Genomic DNA, 21,620 nt, shown 5'->3' on the forward strand with positions numbered 1-21,620 from the left:
ATAAGTATGATACAGTCAAACAGTGATGAATAAAGATATTGACAATATAGATAATACAGATAAATCTGTAGAGAAGGCCCTCGACATTATGGAGAGCTCTTCAGAAATAAACGTCGAACAACTGCAGGAAATGCTTAAAGATGAAGAAACCCTGCAGGCTTGTCGCGACATCATGGATAGTAGCCTCTTCCTACAACAAAAAAGCGGAATGGAACTACCCAATATAGAGATGGAGCTAGAACGATTCAAGAAAAAACAATACACGACAAGAATGCGTTCCAACTTCTGGAAAGTAAGTATGGGAATAGCCGCCATGATTGCCGTTCTATTTGGAACTTACTATCTTATCAATACCCTGACGACCCCTACTCTTGAACCAATCACTGTATTTACTGCTGATGCTGCCCCTCAACATATCACTCTGCAAAAAGATAACGGAGAAAAGATTGTATTAGACGAACCACAATCAAGCAACCAAACCTTGCCACAGAAAGTGATCTCAAAGTCCGAGAAAAAAGAACTGGATTACAGGCAAGTCATTTCAACGACCACTCAAACACATGTACTCACTGTTCCACGCGGTGAAAGTTTCAAGGTAGTGTTATGTGACGGCACGGAGGTCTGGCTCAATGCTAATAGTAACTTTGTCTATCCAACGGCTTTTATTGGCGACGAACGTATCGTCACTTTAGAAGGTGAGGCTTATTTTAAAGTGACCAAAGATCCGGAGCGACCTTTCATCGTAAAAACCAAAACTGTGCAAACCCGTGTTCTCGGTACTGAATTTAACATACGCAGCTATACTCCAGAAGATACTCATGTAGTGCTTATTAATGGAAAAGTAGAAGTCAGCAACACCAAAGGAGGATCATATACCAGACTCTATCCGGGAGAAGATGCACATCTGCAATCTGATGGCAACTTTATTCTGGCAGAAGTAGATCTAGACTCTTATGTTTATTGGAAAGACGGCTATTTCTACTTTGACAATGTCACATTGAAAGATATTATGCAAAATTTGGGACGTTGGTACAATGTAAACATAGAGTTCAGAAACAAAGAAGCAATGGAATATAAAATGCACTTTATATCCGATCGTACCAAAGACCTGGAACATACAATCTCATTGCTTAATAGAATGAAAAAAGTAACAGTCACCTTGCAAGGCAATACGCTTACCGTAGACTAATTTTTTATTGCATAAGTATAACAAATCTATGCAAAAGACAACAAAATATCACTTTTATTAAAAAATAAATCGCAAAAGGGGTATCCATTTTTTCTTCTCATACGCACTAGTTATATAAACATGTTCAAATAGTGTTATTAAAGACAAACGTATGAGAAATAATTGGAACCTACTTATTGTGTGTTTTCTATGCGTATTATGTTTCCGACCCTACCAAGTAAATGCTCAGGTACAATCGCAAAAGAAAATCACGATTGAAATTAGCAACGAACGGTTGCCGTCCGTACTAAAACGTTTAGAAAAACTATCCGGATACAAGATCCTGTTTACGTATGACGATGTCAAGAAATTCACCGTCTCCGGCTCTGTCAAGGATAAGAGTATAGAGCAGACTCTCGATATAATCTTAGCCAATAAGCCACTGGAATATCATATTGAAGACCAATTTATCACAATTACTACCAAAGGTCCTTCCAAACAGGCGAAAGTATTCAATGTGAGAGGAGTGGTTATTTCCGGTGATGACGGACAGCCGCTCATTGGTGCAACCGTTGTCATCAAAGGAAGTAAGTCCGGTGTATTAACAGATATAAATGGAAAATTTTCGATAGAAAATGTATCCAATAAATCCCTGTTACAATTTTCCTATATAGGAATGAAACCGCAAGACCTAACTCCTGCTCCAAATATGAATGTTACACTAATGCCTGATGTACAAACATTATCTGAAGTAGTAGTAACAGGTATGCAGAAAATGGATAAACGTCTGTTTACAGGAGCAACCAAACAATTGTCCGCAGATGAGGTCAAACTAGATGGTTTGCCTGATATCAGCCGAGGACTTGAAGGACGTGCCGCAGGCGTATCTGTACAAAATGTTTCCGGTACATTTGGTACCGCCCCAAAAATCCGGGTACGTGGTGCTACATCTATTTTCGGTAGCTCAAAGCCACTATGGGTGGTAGATGGAGTCATCATGGAAGATGCTATTGACGTAGGTCCGGATGACCTATCCTCAGGAGATGCCGAAACATTGATCAGTTCAGCTATTGCCGGATTGAATTCAGATGATATCGAAAGCTTTCAAATATTGAAAGACGGATCAGCAACCTCTATCTATGGTGCGCGAGCCATGGCAGGGGTTATTGTAGTAACCACCAAAAAGGGAAAAGCCGGCGTCAGCAAAATCAGCTATACCGGTGAATTTACAACTCGTATGATTCCCAGTTATAAAGAATTCAATATCATGAATTCACAGGAACAAATGGGAATCTATAAAGAGATGGAACAAAAAGGATGGCTCAACAATAGCGATACTTACCGTGCAAAAGATAGCGGAGTGTATGGACGTATGTATCAGTTAATCAATCAATACAATCCGGTTACAGGACAATTCGGACTTGCCAACACTCCGGAAGCACGTAATGCTTACCTGCGTGAAGCGGAAATGAGAAATACCGATTGGTTTAATACTTTATTTTCTAACAATATCACACAAAATCATTCTGTCAGCATCACTTCCGGAACAGAAAAGTCTTCATTCTATGCTTCATTAAGTGCTATGTCCGACCCGGGCTGGTACAAGCAAAGTGAAGTAAAACGCTATACAGCTAATTTAAATACAACATATAATATATATAAGAATTTATCTATAAATTTAATATCCAGTGCTTCCTACCGTAAGCAGAAAGCGCCCGGAACACTAAGCTCTGAAGTGAATGCAGCTAGTGGAGAAGTCACCCGTCAATTTGACATCAATCCATATTCGTACGCACTAAACACATCACGCGCATTGGATCCGGCAGTTAACTATACAGCTAACTACGCACCATTCAATATCCTTCATGAATTGGATAACAATTATATGGACTTAAATGTAGTTGACGTTAAATTCCAAGGAGAAGTAAAATGGAAAGCACTTCCTGAATTAGAGCTTAGCGCATTAGGAGCAGTCAGATATCAAGCTTCTTCACAAGAACATAATATTAAAGACCACTCGAATCAGGCAACAGCATATCGCACAGGAATGGATGACGCCACTATTCGTGATAACAATAATTTACTCTACACCAACCCCGACAATCCTTATGCTTTACCCATCAGCATACTGCCGGAAGGCGGTATTTACCAGCGTAAGGACTATCGCATGCTGGGAGTAGACTTTCGTGCCACAGCATCCTGGAATCATTTATTTGCAGAAAAGCATATAACCAATCTTTTCGCTGGTATGGAGGTGAATGATTTAAAACGCATGCAGAATTATTTTCAAGGATGGGGAATGCAATATACAATGGGCGAAATTCCATCGTACGTATATGAATTTTTCAAGAAAGGTATTGAGTCCGGTGAAAATTATTATGGATTAAACCATACCACAACAAGGAGTGTAGCAGGTTTTGCCAATGCAACCTATTCGTATGATGGCCGTTATACAGTAAACGGAACATTCCGCTATGAAGGCACCAACCGCATGGGAAAAAGCCGCTCTTCCCGCTGGTTACCTACATGGAATATTTCAGGAGCATGGAATGTACATGAAGAAAATTTCTTCGAAACACTCAAGTCTGTGCTGTCACATTTGACATTCAAAGCATCTTACTCTTTAACAGCCGACAGAGGTCCGGAATATGTAACAAATTCACATGCCATAATCACCAGCTATTCACCATTTCGCCCTTTCACCAGCGGACAGGAAACCGGACTTTATGTATCCGACCCCGAAAATAGCGAATTGACTTACGAAAAGAAGCATGAATTAAACATCGGTGCTGATATGGGATTCTTAGACAACCGGATCAATTTCTCAATCGACTGGTATAAACGCAACAACTATGACCTGATTGGTATAACTCCGACACAAGGAGTAGGTGGTTCTATTTATAAATATGCCAATATAGCCTCTATGAAGTCACATGGTATTGAATTCACCATCTCAAGCAAGAATATCCAATCGAAAGACTTCTCATGGAACACAGATTTCATCTTTTCCAAAGCAAAAAATGAAGTGACCGAGCTTAACGCCCGTTCCAGCGTGATGGATCTGGTTTCAGGCTATGGTTTTGCGCGTCAGGGCTACCCGGTACGTGGTTTGTTCTCTATCCCATTTGTCGGTCTAAATTCAAATGGTATCCCAATGTACAATATCAATGGAAAAATAACCAGTACTGATATTGATTTCCAAACACGTGACAATATAGACTATCTAAAATATGAAGGTCCCACTGATCCTACTATAACAGGTAGCTTTGGTAATATCTTCACCTATAAAGCATTCAAGCTAAATGTATTTATCACCTATTCATTTGGTAATGTAGTACGTTTAAATCCGTGCTTCAACTATCAATACAGTGACTTATCCTCTATGCCCCGTGAATTCAAAAATCGTTGGACAGTTCCGGGTGATGAGAAACATACCAATATTCCTGCCATCATTTCCAAACGTCAATATGAAGATAATAAAGATTTGATGTATGCATATAATGCATATAATTACTCTACAGAACGAATTGCCAAAGGAGACTTTATTCGTATGAAAGAAATTTCCTTGTCCTATGATTTTCCAAAATCATGGATTACATCAGCAAAGATATCCAATTTATCTTTGAAACTTCAGGCTACCAATTTATTCCTAATCTACGCAGATAAGAAGCTAAACGGACAGGACCCGGAATTCTTCAATACCGGTGGAGTTGCCTCCCCTGTACCCCGTCAGTTCACATTAACTCTTAGATTAGGATTTTAACCATTCAGATAATTATAAAAATGATGAAATATAAAAACGTATTATATACAGCAGTCATTTCAACCTTATTCCTGGGAATAACCTCCTGTAGCGATTTTTTGGATGAAATGCCGGACAACCGAACTGAACTAACTACCGAAGAGAGCATTACCAAAGTATTGGTATCTGCATACCCAATGACCACCAACTGTCACATAGGCGAATTCTACAGTGACAACATTGATGAAAATAGTAAAGCATACAGCTATCTTTTCCGGTTAAACGAACACTTGTATCGCTGGCAGCAAACCACTGAAGAGAATCAAGACTCACCTCATGCCTTATGGAATGATTGTTATAACTCGATTGCATCGGCCAACCAAGCCCTGGCAGCCATCGAGCAAATGGGAAACCCTCAATCATTGTCAGCACAAAGAGGTGAAGCTCTATTATGTCGCGCATATAATCATTTCGTACTAGCTACCACATTCTGCAAAGCATATAGTACAAATGCAGATAAAGACCTAGGTATACCTTACATAAAGGAACCGGAAACATCTGTAAATCCACAATACTCACGCGGAACTGTTGCTGAAGTCTACCAAAATATCGCAGCCGATTTAGAAGAAGGATTGCCTCTAATCGACGACAATATTTACTCACGAGTGAAATACCATTTTAATAAAAAGGCTGCCTATGCATTTGCTGCCCGCTTTTATCTATATTACACACAGCCGGATTTTTCTAACTGCCAGAAGGTTATCAATTATGCCAATATAGTACTCGGCACGAATGCTTCCCAATATTTACGTGACTGGGCTGCATTAGGAGCTTTATCTCCCAACAAGAACATACAGCCGAACGCTTATGTAGATGCAGATAATCGGGCAAATCTACTGGTAATATCAGCAGCGTCATATTGGCCATTGGTTTCCGATCCGGGTTATGCCAACTGTGAAAGATACTGCATGAATAATATTACTGCCTCGGAAAGTTGTAAATCCGAAGGTCCATGGGGAGACCAGTCAAGCTACCACCAGATCCCATTTGCGCCCGGTGGCTCTATCAAGAACGGATTCCGCCGTTTAGTCATCTATCAGCAGTTCACATCAGGCAACAGCTGGGTCGGTTATATGCTGTATCCTGCTTTCACTACCGATGAAGCATTACTTTGCCGGGCTGAAGCTTACACATTACTAAAACGCTACGACGAAGCTGCTGCCGATATAGATGCCTGGCAGAAAGCCTTTACGAAAAATACGCGGACCCTGACCAAAGAAACCATCAATGATTTTTATGCTCAACTAAAATATTACAAGCCGGAAGCTCCGACGGTAAAGAAGGAACTACATCCGGATTTTGTAATAGAAAAAGGCATGCAGGAGAATCTGATACATTGCATTCTACATGCCAGACGTCTGCTTACTCTAGAAGAAGGACTTAGATGGCAAGATATAAAACGCTATGGTATCGTAATCTACCGCCGCTACTATGAAGGTTATACCTTAGTGACTATCACCGACAAGATGGACACGAATGATCCCAGACGTGCTATTCAATTACCAGCCAGTGTCATTACAGCAGGTATGCAACCAAATCCAAGAAATGACTAACTAACTTAAGGAGGGAAAAATATGAAGAAATACATCATATATAGTTTAATCATAACATTAACCTGCGGACTGGGAGCTTGCAACAACGACGAGGACGTGGACAAAGCAAACAGCATCTTCTCTACAGAGGAAGTAGAACGTAGCCCATTCGACAACTGGATATTGGGTAATTACACCCATCCATACAACATTGCATTGAAATATCGTATGGAAGATAACGAGAGCGACATGACACATGTATTAGCTCCTGCCGACTATAAAAAATCCGTAGTACTGGCCAAAATTATCAAACATGTATGGCTGGAAGCATACGATGAAGCGACCGGTAATCCGGACTTCTTACGTCAATACATCCCCAAGACCATTCACTTTATCGGCTCTCCTGCCTATGAAGACAATGGCACCATGGTATTGGGAACGGCAGAAGGTGGTATGAAAATTACATTATACAATGTAAATGACATCAATCCTGATAAAATAGATATCAATCTGCTAAACGAATACTATTTCCAGACAATGCACCATGAGTTCGCCCACATCCTGCATCAAACCAAAAACTATGATCCGGCATTTGATCGTATCACAGAAAATGCCTATATCGGCAGCGACTGGTATATGGTGGGAGCTAACCGCAATGCATGGCAACAAGGATTTGTCACTTCCTACGCAATGAGTGAATCACGTGAAGATTTTGTTGAAAACATTGCGGTGTACGTCACAAATACAGAAGACTACTGGAATAGTATGCTACAAAATGCCGGTGAAAGCGGTCGTGCACTTATCAAACAGAAATTCGAAATAGTCTATAGTTATATGGAACAAACCTGGGGAATCAATCTGGACGAATTACGCGACATCGTTCTACGCCGCCAGGATGATATAGCAAACGGCAATGTAGACTTAAGTATTATTGAATAAACTATGAAAATTATGAAGAAATATCTATCAATATACACACTTCTGGCATTGACTTGCATTGTATTACAATCTTGTCTTTTCTCTGAAGAAGAAATATTCGACGAATCATCTGCCAACAGAGCTACAGCCGATGTAATAAAATGCCAGGAGATTCTTAAAGATGTTCCGAACGGATGGAAACTGGAATATTACATAGGAAGCAACTATTCTGCAGGTGCAGTCACTCTACTTATGAAATTTGACGGAAAACAGGTAGAAATGGCGTCGGAAGCAGGAGCAGAAGGTTACAAGCCGGGTACCATAATAACCTCCCTATATCAAGTTAAATCGGAACAAAGCACTATGCTCACTTTCGACTCATACAACCAGCTGATCCACATGTTTTCAGGTCCTTTAGGCCTGAACATGAACGTGGGAGGAGATTATGAGTTTATTATCATGAGCGCAACTCCCGACAAGGTTATTCTACAAGGAAAAAAATATAAAAATATAATGGAAATGACGCCTATGCCCAAAGACATACCATGGCGTATCCAGCTTGAAGATATCATTAACATCGAGAAAGATGCTTTTCTGAATACATATCGCATGGAGAAAGGGGACCAAGTACTGAACTACTTTATACGCGACAATGGCACAATGTCCACATTCTCCGTTTACAGTACCGATTATAGCAGTGCAGAAAGTTTACCATATATTTATACAGAAAAAGGGCTGAAGTTACAGTCTCCATATAATGTCAACGGAGTTGAAGTCCAGCACTTCAAATGGGATAAAAAGTCCAGGCTATTTGTTTGTACCGATGCAGATGCAACGGATATTGTATTAAAAGAGTATTATCCCGAAAATTATCCGCAATACGAAGACTATATCGGTACCTACACTGCAACGGTTGACGATTACGATGAAGGCCCGATTACACAATCTGTAACCATCACTCCTAAAGTCAGAGGAGAAAGTTATACACTGAAAAGTATTGGCGGATTCAACTTCACTCTTCTGTATGACAAAGCCAGTGGGAAACTGACTTTAGATTCACAAAGTATAAGTCCGGCTTCTTCATCGTCTTACTACTTTGCGTGTGCGGCAGGTGTAGAAGGATACGCTCACACAGAATTAAGTTTGCCTTCACGCTTACGCAGTGGATTAGTAAATGTTACGGTGAAAACCAATCCTTTCACTTTCTACTTCGCGGATAAAGCAAGCCAAGAAAATACGTCATTGATAATCTGGGCTTATTCATCCGATGAATATTCAACTTCGGGGCTAATGGGTTACTGGAGCTGGTATAACTCAATCTTAATGGTAAAAGAAAACGAAGGTAATTAATACAATTATGAGAAAGTTTTTTAATATATTCTTATTTGTACTTTGCACCATAGCAATAGTGGGATGCAATGATACGGAAAGCAGCGAATCCAAGTTAGAAATCAAAGCTGTAAATACTAATTTCCAGGCCCCCGGTGGAAGAGGGTATATACAACTCCAATCAACAGGGAATATCACAGCAGATGTTGATGCCGACTGGTGTGTGCTGAAAGAAGTAAACCCCAATGAAGTAGTATTCGAAGTAAAAGAAAACACCGGATACTCTGGTAGAAATGCTTTATTGACAATCAGCAACGGAGTAGAAAAAAAGGCATTCAATATCAATCAATCCGGAGCTGTTTTCATCTTCGGCAAAGATGAGTGGATGCTCCGCACCGACAATAAAGCAGCTACGCTACCTATAAAATTACAAAGTTCTTTTGATTATGTAATAGACATACCTGCAGAAGCTCAAAGCTGGTTATCATTTGAACAGAATGCGAAAGGAATAAATTTCAAAGTAAAAGAAAACACTTCCGGGAAAATGAGAGGGGCTATTGTCAACGTGACAGCTAAAGACAGATCAACTTCTTATCAGGTGATACAATATGATGTGGACGAACTTATTGGAACATGGCAAGGAATGTTTTCAGACGGACAGATGAATTACGGTTTGAAAGATGTTACGATTGAAAAACTGGGAAACGGAACATATCAGCTTTCAAACATGCTAACCGGCTTGCCCTATAAACTGAAAGCTAAAGCTGTAGATAACTGCCTGGCGCTTGAAGCCGGACAAAATCTGGGAGTCTTCGAAAACAACTCATATCTCTCATTCGAAATTCTTAGCTCTGATCTATATTATGTAAAAGACCCTTCCGTAACAATCTCATTAGGCCCTGTAATGTTAACAGACGGTACATTCGTTTTCGCTTTTTCGGGAATAAAAGAGAGTGATCCTTTTGGTTTTGTTTTCCGGGTATATGAAGATGCAGAACTGCAGAAAGTTATAGACAATCTATCCATTTTTATCAACTGTATTCTTTTTAAAGAAGACATAATTCAATAACATATGAAAAAGATACTATTAACCAGCTTTATTGTGGCATTAGGATTACTTGGTGCAAGCTGTAAAGATGATAATAATGCAGCAGGTGGAGGAGGAGAAATACTTCCGGATCAGCAGATAAGCTGTGAAATATTTATGCCGACTGATGGCGCAACCGTTATTATGTCAGACAAACTGATTATCAGAGGAGAAGGGACTACAAACTATGGTAAAATCATTTCTGCAGAACTGAAAGTCGGGGAAGAGATTATCACTGACATCACTTCAGTTCCATTCTATTATGAGTATACCTTCTCCAAAGATGCCGAACCGGGAGAGCTGAAAATTGAGTTAGCAGTTAAAGGAGATCACGAAGGTAGTGCTTTGGCAACTATTACAGTGACAACAGAACTCGGTGACAGACCTGCACCGCCTCAAATCGGAGAAGACCTCACAGATGTACGCGACGGAAATGTATACAAGACGATACAACTTGCAGAACAAATCTGGATGGCAGAAAATCTACGCTATTTGCCAGAACAGAATTTTGAAGTTTCCTCTACTAAGCCCAAGTATTATGTCATGTTCGACAGTGATATTAAAACGGAATTGGGAAAAGCCTATTTAAAAGCTTACGGAGCTTACTATAACTTACCTGCAGCACTTCAAGGTGAAACTGCATCAGAAGCAAATGAAACACGTAATATAAAAGGCGTTTGTCCCGACGGATGGCATATTCCATCACAAAAAGAATGGGAGACATTATCTAAGTATGTATTAGACTCGGGCATGGCTGCCATTATGAATGACGGACAGGTAGACGAAACAGCAATAGCGAAAGCTCTAGCCTCAACAACCATGTGGATGTTACCGGAATATACAGAAATAGAACCGCAACCAACCTGGGTCGGTGTTGAAATGGAAAAAAACAACACAACCTTATTCAATGGTTTACCCATAGGCTTTCGTGCATGTGCAGGTGATGAAGAGTGGATGCATTCCTGTTATAGTGCCGGTTGGTGGAGTTCGACAGCTGGAATACAAATGGGAGCTGAATTTGGCATTACGGTACGCCTGTGGTCTGACTTGCAAACATTTGTAACTAATGCGGAATTCAATCCAGGAGTAGGTCTTCCTGTCCGCTGTATCAGAGACTAACTACTATATTATTACTCACTAAATATAAATACATTTATGAAAAAATTTGGATTCTTTTTATTCGCAGTCTTAGGACTAATTGCTTGTGGTGATGATAACAACGATCCTGCCCCCGAGCAACATGTAACATGCTCCATATCTGCACCTGCTGAAGGAGCTACAGTAAATATTACGGAAAAAATGACAATCAAAGGAGAAGCAACCATTGATTTTGGTGAAATCTTAAATGTAAATTTAAAAGTAGGAGGTAAAACTGTTTCAGAAGTTACTACAGTGCCCTTTAGTTATGATTATACATTTGAAGCTAATCAAGCCGAAGGAACATTGAAAATTGAACTTACCGTGAAAGGTGATCAGGGAACAATGGCCACAAGTGAAGTTAATATAACTCTGACAAAGCCAGAACCAACTCCCGAACCTGGTAAAGGAGAAATGATTGACTCACGTGATAACCATGTATACAAGACCGTAGAAATCGGTGAACAAACATGGATGGCTGAAAATCTGGCTTATTTACCTAAGGTGAATAAACCAATAACTGCAGTAACTTGTGAGGGCGAAACTCTCTATTACGTTTTAAACTATGATGGTGAAGATGTAAATGCGGCTAAAAGCACAGCAGAATATAAATTATACGGAGCTTTGTATAATTGGTATGCGGCTATGAACAAAGAAAGCGCAGAAGGAAGTAACGCTGACGCAATACCTAGCGGTGTACAAGGAATCTGCCCTAACGGATGGCACTTGCCTAGCAAAGCAGAATGGAAAAAACTAGAGGATTTTGTTGCAAGTAAGCTTGATCCCGTGAAAGGAAATGTTTTCAAAGATGATTTCGGAGGTGAGAGTTTCGATGATGATTGTAAAAATGTATGGTCAGCACTAGCCGGTATACATGCCTCTAAAGGTTGGGGAAATTCTGGTAATTCAGACACTAATCCGGATCTCGCAAATGGACCTCGTAATACTTACGGTTTTAACGTACTACCTGCTGGCCAGTGCTATCAAACAGGGACCTTCGGATGGACCGATGGTACAACTAGTTTTTGGACTACTGACTTCCAAAGTCAGGGAGGTGGCAATATCATGTTCAGCAATAATAGCTACAATTTAGATTATTCCAAGTATGGTTCCACTCCTAAACGCGGCTATTCCATACGTTGCGTGAAAAACTAATATAAAAACATAGATATTTTCAAATATAAAAAATTCTCTCTTAAGTAACCATAAAGAAGGTATGTCGGGATGACACACCTTCTTTTTTAATTTATAGATAAACAATACAAAGCTATCAATTCACCACTTCACAGAAAAGCAAAACAAAAAAACAAACAATCTTAGCAACAAACTAATCAAAAATTTGTTTACTTTGTATCCCATCAATGATTGAACTACTAACAAATCCCACATAATTATGGCGAAAAAGAAAGAAAAGAAAGAGAAAAAGGCCGGCAAAAGAATGAGTAAGAAAGAGCTGGCAGCGTTGTTAATAGACTTTTTCCATGCCAAACCGAACGAGACCTTGAGTATGAAATATATTTTCTCGGAATTGCGTCTCACCACCCATCCGCAGAAAATGCTATGCGTTGATATACTACATGACCTTTTGGATGACGATTATATTTCCGAAATAGAAAAAGGGAAGTTCCGTCTCAATAACCATGGAACAGAGATGGTGGGTACTTTCCAACGGAAAAGCAATGGCAAAAACTCATTTATCCCCGAAGGAGGAGGTGAACCGATATTTGTGGCCGAACGTAACTCGGCACATGCCATGAACAATGACAAAGTAAAGATCACCTTCTATGCCAAACGCAAGAACAAAGACGCCGAGGGCGAAGTAATAGAAATACTGGAACGTGCCAACGATACTTTCGTCGGAACGCTGGAAGTAGCTAAATCCTATGCATTCCTGGTGACGGAAAACCGTACACTTGCCAATGACATCTTTATTCCGAAAGACAAGCTGAAAGGCGGAAAGACCGGCGATAAAGCCATCGTGAAAGTAACCGAATGGCCGGATAAAGCAAAGAATCCTATCGGACAAGTAATAGACATATTAGGCCAAGCCGGTGATAACACTACGGAAATGCACGCCATTCTTGCAGAATTCGGCTTGCCGTACGTATATCCAAAAGCTGTGGAAACAGCCGCAGACAAGATACCTGCCGAGATTTCAGCAGAAGAAATTGCCAAACGCGAAGATTTCCGCAAGACCACCACTTTCACCATCGACCCGAAAGACGCCAAAGACTTTGACGACGCACTTTCTATCCGCAAACAGAAAGACGGATTATGGGAAGTAGGTGTGCACATCGCCGACGTGACACATTACGTAAAAGAAGGAGGAATCATCGACAAAGAAGCAGAGAAGCGGGCAACCTCCGTTTATCTGGTAGACCGTACCATCCCGATGCTTCCCGAACGGTTGTGCAACTTCATCTGTTCACTCCGTCCGAATGAAGAAAAACTTGCCTTCTCCGTCATCTTTGATATTACTGAAAAGGGAGAAGTCAGAGACTCGCGCATCGTACACACAGTCATCAATTCCGACCGCCGTTTCACTTACGAAGAGGCGCAGCAGATTATTGAAACCAAAGAAGGAGACTACAAAGAAGAAGTACTCACACTGGATACCATTGCCAAAGCACTTCGCGAAAAACGTTTCGCGGCAGGAGCCATCAACTTCGACCGCTACGAGGTGAAATTTGAAATTGACGAGAAAGGAAAACCGATCAGCGTATATTTCAAAGAATCAAAAGATGCCAATAAACTGGTAGAAGAATTCATGTTGCTTGCCAACAGAACAGTGGCAGAATTCGTCGGTAAAGTTCCTAAAAATAAAAAGCCCAAAGTGCTTCCTTACCGTATCCACGATCTTCCCGATCCGGAGAAACTGGAGAATCTATCACAATTCATCGCCCGCTTCGGCTACAAAGTACGTACAAGCGGAACGAAGACGGATATTTCAAAATCCATCAACCACCTGCTGGACGACATACACGGAAAGAAAGAAGAGAACCTGATTGAAACCGTATCTATCCGTGCCATGCAAAAAGCCCGTTATTCGACTCACAACATCGGTCACTATGGACTGGCATTCGAATATTACACCCACTTTACTTCACCCATCCGCCGTTTCCCGGACATGATGGTACACCGTCTGGTAACGAAGTATATGGACGGAGGACGCAGTGTATCCGAAGCTAAATACGAAGACCTATGCGACCACAGTTCGAACATGGAACAAATTGCAGCCAACGCTGAACGCGCTTCCATCAAATACAAACAAGTGGAATTCATGAGCGAACGTCTGGGACAGATTTATGACGGCGTTATCTCCGGCGTCACCGAATGGGGGCTCTACGTAGAACTGAACGAGAACAAATGCGAAGGTCTGGTTCCTGTCCGTGATCTGGACGACGATTATTACGAATTCGATGAAAAGAACTATTGTCTTCGCGGACGTCGCAAAAATAAAATCTATAGTTTGGGAGATGCCATCACCGTTCGCGTAGCCCGCGCTAATCTGGAAAAGAAACAGTTGGACTTTGAATTAATAGAAAAATAAAATCAAAGACTCGGTTTCTATCCCTAATATATTAAAAAGAACTCGATGTACGAGAAAAGCAAACAGACTTCTCCCACATCGAGTTCTTTTTATTTTAATTATGCAAAAACTAACAATACAATTAAGCAAAGTGCTATCAACATATAGGATAACTTACGATAATTCTTATAAAACGGTAGTTTCTGCAGAGCAACTGTTTCTTCATCAAAATCAGCTTTCGTCCATATATAAGGCTTTACTATCTTATAATCAGGAGCAGGAGTCAAATAACTGATTACTAACATTATCAACATACTCCATGCCAGATAAATTGGTACAGTCAACAAGAAATGGATATCTCCGAAAATAGAATATCCGAAATAAATCTTGAAAACTAAATTAGTCATTCCCAAAAGTGCTCCACCTATCAGACCATAAAATGCCCCTTGTGAAGTAGCCCGCTTCCAAAAAATACCCAAAAAGAAAACAGAAACAATAGGAGGAGCCAACATAGACAACATTTCCTGATAATATTTAAGTAAAGAGCCAAATTTTTCCCCAATCTGTGGAGCCCAAGCCACTGCTATAATCAGCACAACAGCAGAAACAATCCGTCCGACAAATACCTGTTCTTTCGAAGAAACATTCTTCTTCATTTTTAAATAGAAGTCCATCGTAAAGAGAGTTGCTACAGAATTCAATAAACCACTGATAGAAGAAGTCAAAGCAGCAACTAACGCAGCCAATAAAAAGCCAACCATACCGACAGGCATCATTTCAATAACCAAAGAAGGATATACCATATCCGGTTTCTCCAATCCCGGGAAGAACTTTTGCGCCATAACACCCGGAATTATAATGATAAACAAAGTTATCAGGGTTAACAATCCTACCAATAATACTCCCTTTCGACCTTCATCAATGCTCTTTGCTGTCAATGCACGTTGTACCAGTTGCTGGTTATTTCCCCAAAAGAAAAATCCCAGTATAGGAATACCCAAGATCATTCCCAGCCAAGGAACAGAAGGATCATCTAACGGGCGAACCAATTTCATCATAACTCCTTGATTAAACTGTTCGGCAACGTATGCCGCACCTCCCTTTTCCGCCAGAATCCATGTTAAGGCAATAGCTCCGATTGTCAAAATAATACCCTGTATCAAATCCACCCGGATAGCAGCAGACAATCCACCCGGAATAGTATAAATAGCAACTATTACCGCAAAAATAACAGCTAATGTGGTCAAACTGACCTCTGGAAAAACCAGTTTCATAACCAATGCTGCTGCATAAAGCGAACCGGCTGCATCTAAGAATATATTAATTAAAATAGTGATGCCAGAAAAATAATAGCGCGAACGTACATCAAACCTGCGTTCCAGAAATTCCGGCAAAGTAAATATCCTCGACTTAATATAAAAAGGAAGAAAAAACCATGCAAAAATAATCATTACAAAGATTGACATCAGGTTATAATTAAATACGGCAATCCCGGTAGAATAAGCATCTCCGGCCTGCCCTATTAAAGTAGAACTTGATATACTGGCCGCAAACATTGAAAATCCGATGACCGGCCAAGTCATACTTCGCCCAGCCAAAAAATAAGACTCCGAATCACTCGTTTTCCTGTAGCGTAATCCCGCATAGACTATGAATACGAAATACAAAACTATGATAACCAGGTCGGTGATTGTTAATGTATTAGTCCAGTTCATACTTTCTGAGTTAAAATGAAAGTTACCAGCTCATCTACGTTCGCAGTAGCCACACCGACATATTTATCAGCACCACCATAGTATACATAAAGAGTATCACCAACAATAACGTTACCAGTAGGGAATACACACCCTTTATAGAAACCATCTATCTCATAAGAAAACTCCGGTTCCAGAATCCAATCTTTAGTACGTCCCAGAACCTTAGTCGGATCATTCAGATCAAGCATCATTGCTCCTACTCTGTAATAACCGCAACCGCCATTTTCAACCCCATGATAAAGAACGAGCCACCCTTTATCCGTTTTTAAAGGAGGAGTGCTTCCACCTATTTTTTCCTCCCAACCACCATCGATTCCTTCAATCAGTAAATGACTGGGCTCATTCCAAACTAACAAATCATCTGAATAACGTAACCAGATAGCAGGATGTTTTGGACCATACTGTGGCCCAATCCATTCCTTAGGACGATGTAACATTGCATATTTCCCATTGATTTTCTCCGGAAAAAGAATAACATCACGATCATCTAAATTTGATTGTGTAATACGCCCCAGTCGAATCCATTTCTTAAAATCCTTTGTCATAGCCAATGCCGTATTAGCCATATTGCGTTTTAAGAAATAAGGTGCATTTTCTCCGAAATCACGGACAATGACCTCATCGTGTGCAAATTTCCAATATTGTCCGGGAGCACAAGGACGAAAGGCATAAGTCACATAATAATAATCATCAAACTTCACTACGCGAGCATCTTCCACACACCCTGCATCTTCTCCATCAACAGAAGGACCAAATGCCGGCTCATCAGACACACGCTCAAAATGAAAGCCATCCTCACTGACAGCCAGACCGAAACGAATAATGTGTTCTTTATCATCACCCGCTGCTCTGTATAACATATAGAACCTACCGTTCTCATACCAGACACCAGGATTGCATACAACCAAATTCTCCCAATGATTCGTTGGATTAGGAGACAAAATAGGGTTAAAAGTTGATTTTGTTAGTTTCATCTTTACTTTATTTTAATAATTTAAATCAATATACAAGGCACGATAAAAGGGCCGGTTCGTTTTATAATGCCACATCAAATTTCCATTCTTATCAATCACTCCAATAGTCTTCAGTACTACAGAACCAAATAGAATACGGTTATTATTCATACAATAAGCACTAGACTGATTAACAGAGAAGTCTTCTTTGGGTAATACAATCCTCATCGTCACTTCTGCTTGTTTTGTTATTTCGTTAATGCGATAAGCCATGACTCTTGAACGTTTATTTGTATAACCATTATCATAAATCATCACATCTCCGTCCGGAGTCAAAGAAGCGGCATGTTGTCTATCCGAGAAATCTTCAGGATTGGTCAAGTGTACATCACCATTTCTCCCAAGCTTATAAATGACTTCCCCTGTACGTCCATCCACTTTCCAAACTTGCCTGATACGATTGAATGAAACAAGAAAATCTCCATCCGGACAAGGATAAGCGGTATTTGCATGTAACCAGTCTTCTCTCGGAGTGTATTGAAATTCTCCTCTATCCCCCATTATATCCGGGTCGTCTTCCGGAGATATGAAGTCAAACGCCGACCATGTCCACTTCGTATTTCCCGAAAAATCAAGAATAGAGAACCCGTCCCCTGTCACCATCTCGTTGGAAGAGCCACCCCAACGGGTTAAATCAAAAGACTGTCTTATTTGGTTCACGACCACTAGATCTCCATTATCAAGCATCTGTATATCATGATGAAAATAAGGATTATCGAAATGAGCATAATATTTTTTCAGCTTCACATTTCCGTATAAATCAACTACATAAATATATTCTCCTGTAAAACTTTCATTCGGATTAAAGCCCAGAATTGCTTGAAAGGTTTTCGTCTTCGGATCAAATCCGGAACAAATCACCGACAAATCATCCGTAGGTTGATACCAGACCACTTTTCCTTCAGCATTAATTAAATACAAAGTACCCTGCTGCTTATCGCCAACATGGATATATCCATTGAAAGTATACGTATAATCAGGCATTAAATTAGTGAACTTCATTAGTCCATCCGGTAATGCTTTGGTTATAAACTGAAACGGCTTTGATTCTTCTACCATTCCGTTTTGATTACTTGCATACACCTTCAACCAATATTTCGTTTGCTCTTCCAAAAGAATTAATTTAGTAGCCCACGACTGCTTTTGATCATCAAAAACAAGTTCCCTTTTGACAGATTCATTTCCATCCTTCCAATACACCAACTTCAATGTAGCAGACTCCTTCATCGTAACCTCAACATCTATCCTTAATACATTATCCGGATCATCCTGAATCTTGACAATATCGATAAGTTCATTATCTGACTCCCCCATCTGCTTGTCCCCCTCTTCCGACTGACAGGCAGAAAGTAAAAATCCGACAATTAATAAGAGTCCTACTATTCTCATATATCAACAGATGCTTTAAAAGGTCCTAATGGTAGATTTTCCGAATTATAAAGAGTAGAGACATACGCATCTCTCCATCCATAACGCACATAGCGAGGAGAAGGAACTTCAGGAGAAGACAACCATACGCAACTACCTTTAATCTCTACTATTGCCTTGTAATACGTCATTCCATCTGAAGAAATCTCAAACTCATGATGAACTCCCTCCAATCGGAGTCCATGATAAGCAAAATCAAACTCCGCCCTCAATTTCCCCTGTTCCAGAGTTAACCGCTTCAAAGAAGGAGACTGGCTCTTTATCTTTTGATGATAAGTATCAGATAAAGCAATCAAAGCCAATCGTTCTCCTACTGGTTTCTTTTTCCCGGGATGAATATTAGTTGAATCACCCAGATCAGCCGTAACAACCATACCAGAACTTGAAATCGTCTGTAATGCCATAGACTGTACTTCAGCCAGTTCAGCCCACTTCTCCTTTTGATAACCCGGATATTGAAATGGAGCTATCTGCACATAATAAAAAGGCAGTTTAGCCTTCCATTTTTTACGCCATGAGCTTACCAAATCTTTCATCATAGCAATATACCGTCCGGCATCTCCTACATTAGCTTCACCCTGATACCAAAGCCAACCACGAATCTTATAATCAATCAATGGATGGACCATCGCATTATACAGACTTGAAAGCATATTGTATTCCGGCTTCTCTTTTCCTTTCTCTACAGCTTCTTGTAAGGTCTCATGCTCTGCTTTATAAAGAGGTTTTAAAGTCTCTGCATAAGGAATCCAACTCTGAATCGGGCTCCCTCCATAAGCATCAACAACTAAACCGACAGGAACATCCAAGCTGGAAAGTAATTTATGAGCAAAATAGTATCCCACAGCAGACAATCCTCCTACAGTCTGTGGGCTACAGACCTGCCATCCTTCGGTTAAGACCTCATCTAATGCAGTAAAACTCTCATTACGTTGAACAGTCATAAAACGAATTCCCGGATAATCAGCAACAGCAATTTCCTCGTTTGCATTATCAACATACAACCGCCATTGAGGATCATTTCTCATAATCATTTCCATATTGCTCTGCCCCGAACAAAACCAAACCTCTCCGATACAAATATTTTTCAGTACTACAGTCTGTTCAGTATTAGCAATAGAAAGGTTATATGTCTGGTAGCTTCCAGCGGGAGTTGACAATTCTATCATCCATTTTCCGCAAGTATCTGCCTTTACAGTCTTCTCTTTCCTACTCCAAGAAGCAAGCACCTGAAGAGTGCTCCGAGGAGGAGCATATCCCCATATCTTGACCCGGCTCTTTTGCTGTAATACTAGATTATCAGTAAAAGCAGAAGCAAACCTCAAATGATCTTGAGCCTGCAAGAACAGGTAACTGCTACACAATATCATTATGAATGTACAAATACGTCTCATACTTATTCTTACTCCATATTAGTGAGTAACATAAAAGATTGCGCTGGCAAATTAATCTCTCTTAGTTTTCCACCACTAAGATCGACTGTTTCACCTGCATCTACAGGAGAAGCAAAACCATCCGCATCCACTGTACCAATAAAGTGAGCGCCTTGTTGAGATTGATATTTATAGGTTTTTATTCCTTGTAATAGTGCTCCATTTTCCATACCTAGATTGAATAAATAATCATTAGTACTGGAGTTCACAATAGCAATAGTCACTTTCCCATTCCTCATTCCCGCAATAGCGCGCAGGCCAGATTTCACAGGTTTAGGTAATGTCACGTCATAAATCGTACTCCCCGATGGAAAATAACGACAAAGTAAAGAAGTGGTATAGAACCACGGACGTATCTTTTCATCATCCGGATTATGGAATTTCTCACTTCCCAGAATATTCCAAAATCCCCATCGTTTCAACTTGGTTGAAGAAGAACTCCCGTCATCATTATACATAGCATCATCCAAATCCCAATAAGTCACTCCGCCAAAGCCTGCCAGCATTACCTGAATCGTCGCATCCGCCATATCTATTCCGTAGAAAGCATCATATACATGCATTTGTGAGTCATCAGCAGCAAATGGATCGGCCTTGATACGGCTGGCATTGGCTTTACCTAACGAGGAGGTCGCTGAATATTTAAATCCTAATTCCCCCATAATGATAGGAGCATCAAGATTAGAAGCTGCTTTATAGGCTTTCAATAACTGTAAAAAAGAAGTTGTATGAACATCGTCATTATTAGGATAAGCATGTATATCAAATGCCTTTACCTCTTCAGCCAGTTCGTTGCGCGTATTCACAACCCAAGAAGTCTCTGCAATGCTCCAGATGGCAACATCCGGTCCCATGATTTTGACCTTATCTGTGAGTTGCTTTTCGTTCATTTTTCTATAAAACTGCTGAATTATATTCTTCCATAATGGATAACTTCCTACAGTAGAAGACCAGTCTCCATTAGGTTCATTGACTATTGTGTAATACTTGATGCAAGTAAACCCCTTCTCTTTAACCAAATAAGAAAGAAAATCAGTTGCATGATCCACCCATGTCGCATCAATACCAGAGCCACCTACATGTCCCCATTCACCCAACTGCACCGTAATGCCTTTCTCCTGACAATAAGACAATATCTTACCCAGAACCGGGTCACTTTTTTCCGGACTGTATACTTCACCATTCATGTAGTTCCACCCCTGAGACACCATTATTCTAATTAAGGAAGGACGCATAAAAGAGACTCTCTTGAAGAGCGTATTCCAATCCTGTTCAGATAGGGTAGCATTTCCTGTCCATGCATTTACAATATCATACCCACCCCATTGAGGCCCATTCCCCAAATAAGAATTCGTTAATACTTTTTGGGTTACCAACAATGTATTCACATCCGGTTTCGGAACCGGAGGAGTATCACCTCCATTGTCTTTACCACAACCGGATAAAAACAGAACCAAACATATCAATCCTTTTATTATATTCTTCAT

Annotated in this window: 14 protein-coding genes; 9 read left to right on the forward strand and 5 right to left on the reverse strand. The window is 40.3% G+C overall.

The features are described from left to right. Positions 1–25 precede the first annotated feature (25 nt). The 9 genes from H8796_RS04725 to rnr all read left to right on the forward strand — a co-directional run bounded on the left by H8796_RS04725 (position 26) and on the right by rnr (position 14,523). The gene (locus H8796_RS04725; RefSeq protein WP_004298544.1) at positions 26–1,189 is read left to right on the forward strand and encodes a FecR family protein; all 1,164 of its coding nucleotides are present in this window, start codon (positions 26–28) and stop codon (positions 1,187–1,189) included. Between the two features lie 151 nt (positions 1,190–1,340). Then, complete coding sequence (locus tag H8796_RS04730) at positions 1,341–4,931, forward strand: SusC/RagA family TonB-linked outer membrane protein (RefSeq protein ID WP_187343943.1); 3,591 nt, start codon at positions 1,341–1,343, stop codon at positions 4,929–4,931. A gap of 23 nt (positions 4,932–4,954) precedes the next feature. Then, the gene (locus H8796_RS04735) at positions 4,955–6,523 is read left to right on the forward strand and encodes a RagB/SusD family nutrient uptake outer membrane protein (protein WP_117932658.1); all 1,569 of its coding nucleotides are present in this window, start codon (positions 4,955–4,957) and stop codon (positions 6,521–6,523) included. Between the two features lie 21 nt (positions 6,524–6,544). Beyond that, complete coding sequence (locus H8796_RS04740; protein ID WP_117610488.1) at positions 6,545–7,441, forward strand: putative zinc-binding metallopeptidase; 897 nt, start codon at positions 6,545–6,547, stop codon at positions 7,439–7,441. A 12-nt stretch (positions 7,442–7,453) separates the two neighbouring features. Further along, positions 7,454–8,770, forward strand: coding sequence for a DUF4302 domain-containing protein (locus H8796_RS04745; RefSeq protein ID WP_117932921.1), 1,317 nt, complete (start codon positions 7,454–7,456; stop codon positions 8,768–8,770). 7 nt (positions 8,771–8,777) lie between these two features. Beyond that, positions 8,778–9,818, forward strand: coding sequence for a BACON domain-containing protein (locus H8796_RS04750; RefSeq protein ID WP_117932656.1), 1,041 nt, complete (start codon positions 8,778–8,780; stop codon positions 9,816–9,818). A 3-nt stretch (positions 9,819–9,821) separates the two neighbouring features. Beyond that, positions 9,822–10,955 (forward strand): fibrobacter succinogenes major paralogous domain-containing protein, encoded by a 1,134-nt coding sequence (locus H8796_RS04755; RefSeq protein WP_117932654.1) that lies wholly within the window; start codon positions 9,822–9,824, stop codon positions 10,953–10,955. A gap of 36 nt (positions 10,956–10,991) precedes the next feature. Then, positions 10,992–12,128 carry an FISUMP domain-containing protein gene (locus H8796_RS04760; RefSeq protein WP_117932652.1) on the forward strand — a complete coding sequence of 379 codons (1,137 nt, stop codon included), beginning with the start codon at positions 10,992–10,994 and terminating at the stop codon, positions 12,126–12,128. Between the two features lie 238 nt (positions 12,129–12,366). After that, positions 12,367–14,523: a ribonuclease R gene (gene rnr, locus H8796_RS04765; RefSeq protein ID WP_117932650.1), complete on the forward strand. Its 2,157-nt coding sequence runs from the start codon at positions 12,367–12,369 to the stop codon at positions 14,521–14,523. Positions 14,524–14,621: 98 nt separating this feature from the next. On the opposite strand, the gene H8796_RS04770 is transcribed toward rnr, so the two are convergent. From H8796_RS04770 to H8796_RS04790, 5 genes are read right to left on the reverse strand one after another with little or no spacing between them, the layout of a single operon-like run. Further along, entirely contained in the window at positions 14,622–16,217 is a 1,596-nt protein-coding gene (locus tag H8796_RS04770) for a sodium:solute symporter (protein WP_117932648.1), read from the reverse strand. Then, positions 16,214–17,233, reverse strand: a complete 1,020-nt coding sequence (locus H8796_RS04775; protein WP_117932646.1) for a glycosidase — start codon at positions 17,231–17,233, stop codon at positions 16,214–16,216. The genes H8796_RS04770 and H8796_RS04775 overlap by 4 nt, the downstream gene beginning before the upstream one ends. 12 nt (positions 17,234–17,245) lie before the next feature. Continuing rightward, entirely contained in the window at positions 17,246–18,661 is a 1,416-nt protein-coding gene (locus tag H8796_RS04780) for an aryl-sulfate sulfotransferase (protein WP_117932644.1), read from the reverse strand. Then, on the reverse strand, positions 18,658–20,094 hold the full coding sequence (locus H8796_RS04785) for a sialate O-acetylesterase (protein ID WP_117932642.1): 1,437 nt from the start codon (positions 20,092–20,094) through the stop codon (positions 18,658–18,660). The genes H8796_RS04780 and H8796_RS04785 overlap by 4 nt, the downstream gene beginning before the upstream one ends. An 8-nt stretch (positions 20,095–20,102) precedes the next feature. Then, positions 20,103–21,620 (reverse strand): hypothetical protein, encoded by a 1,518-nt coding sequence (locus H8796_RS04790; protein ID WP_117932640.1) that lies wholly within the window; start codon positions 21,618–21,620, stop codon positions 20,103–20,105.

It is taken from the genome of Bacteroides sp. M10, from assembly GCF_014334015.1.
Taxonomy (GTDB): Bacteria; Bacteroidota; Bacteroidia; order Bacteroidales; family Bacteroidaceae; genus Bacteroides; species Bacteroides intestinigallinarum.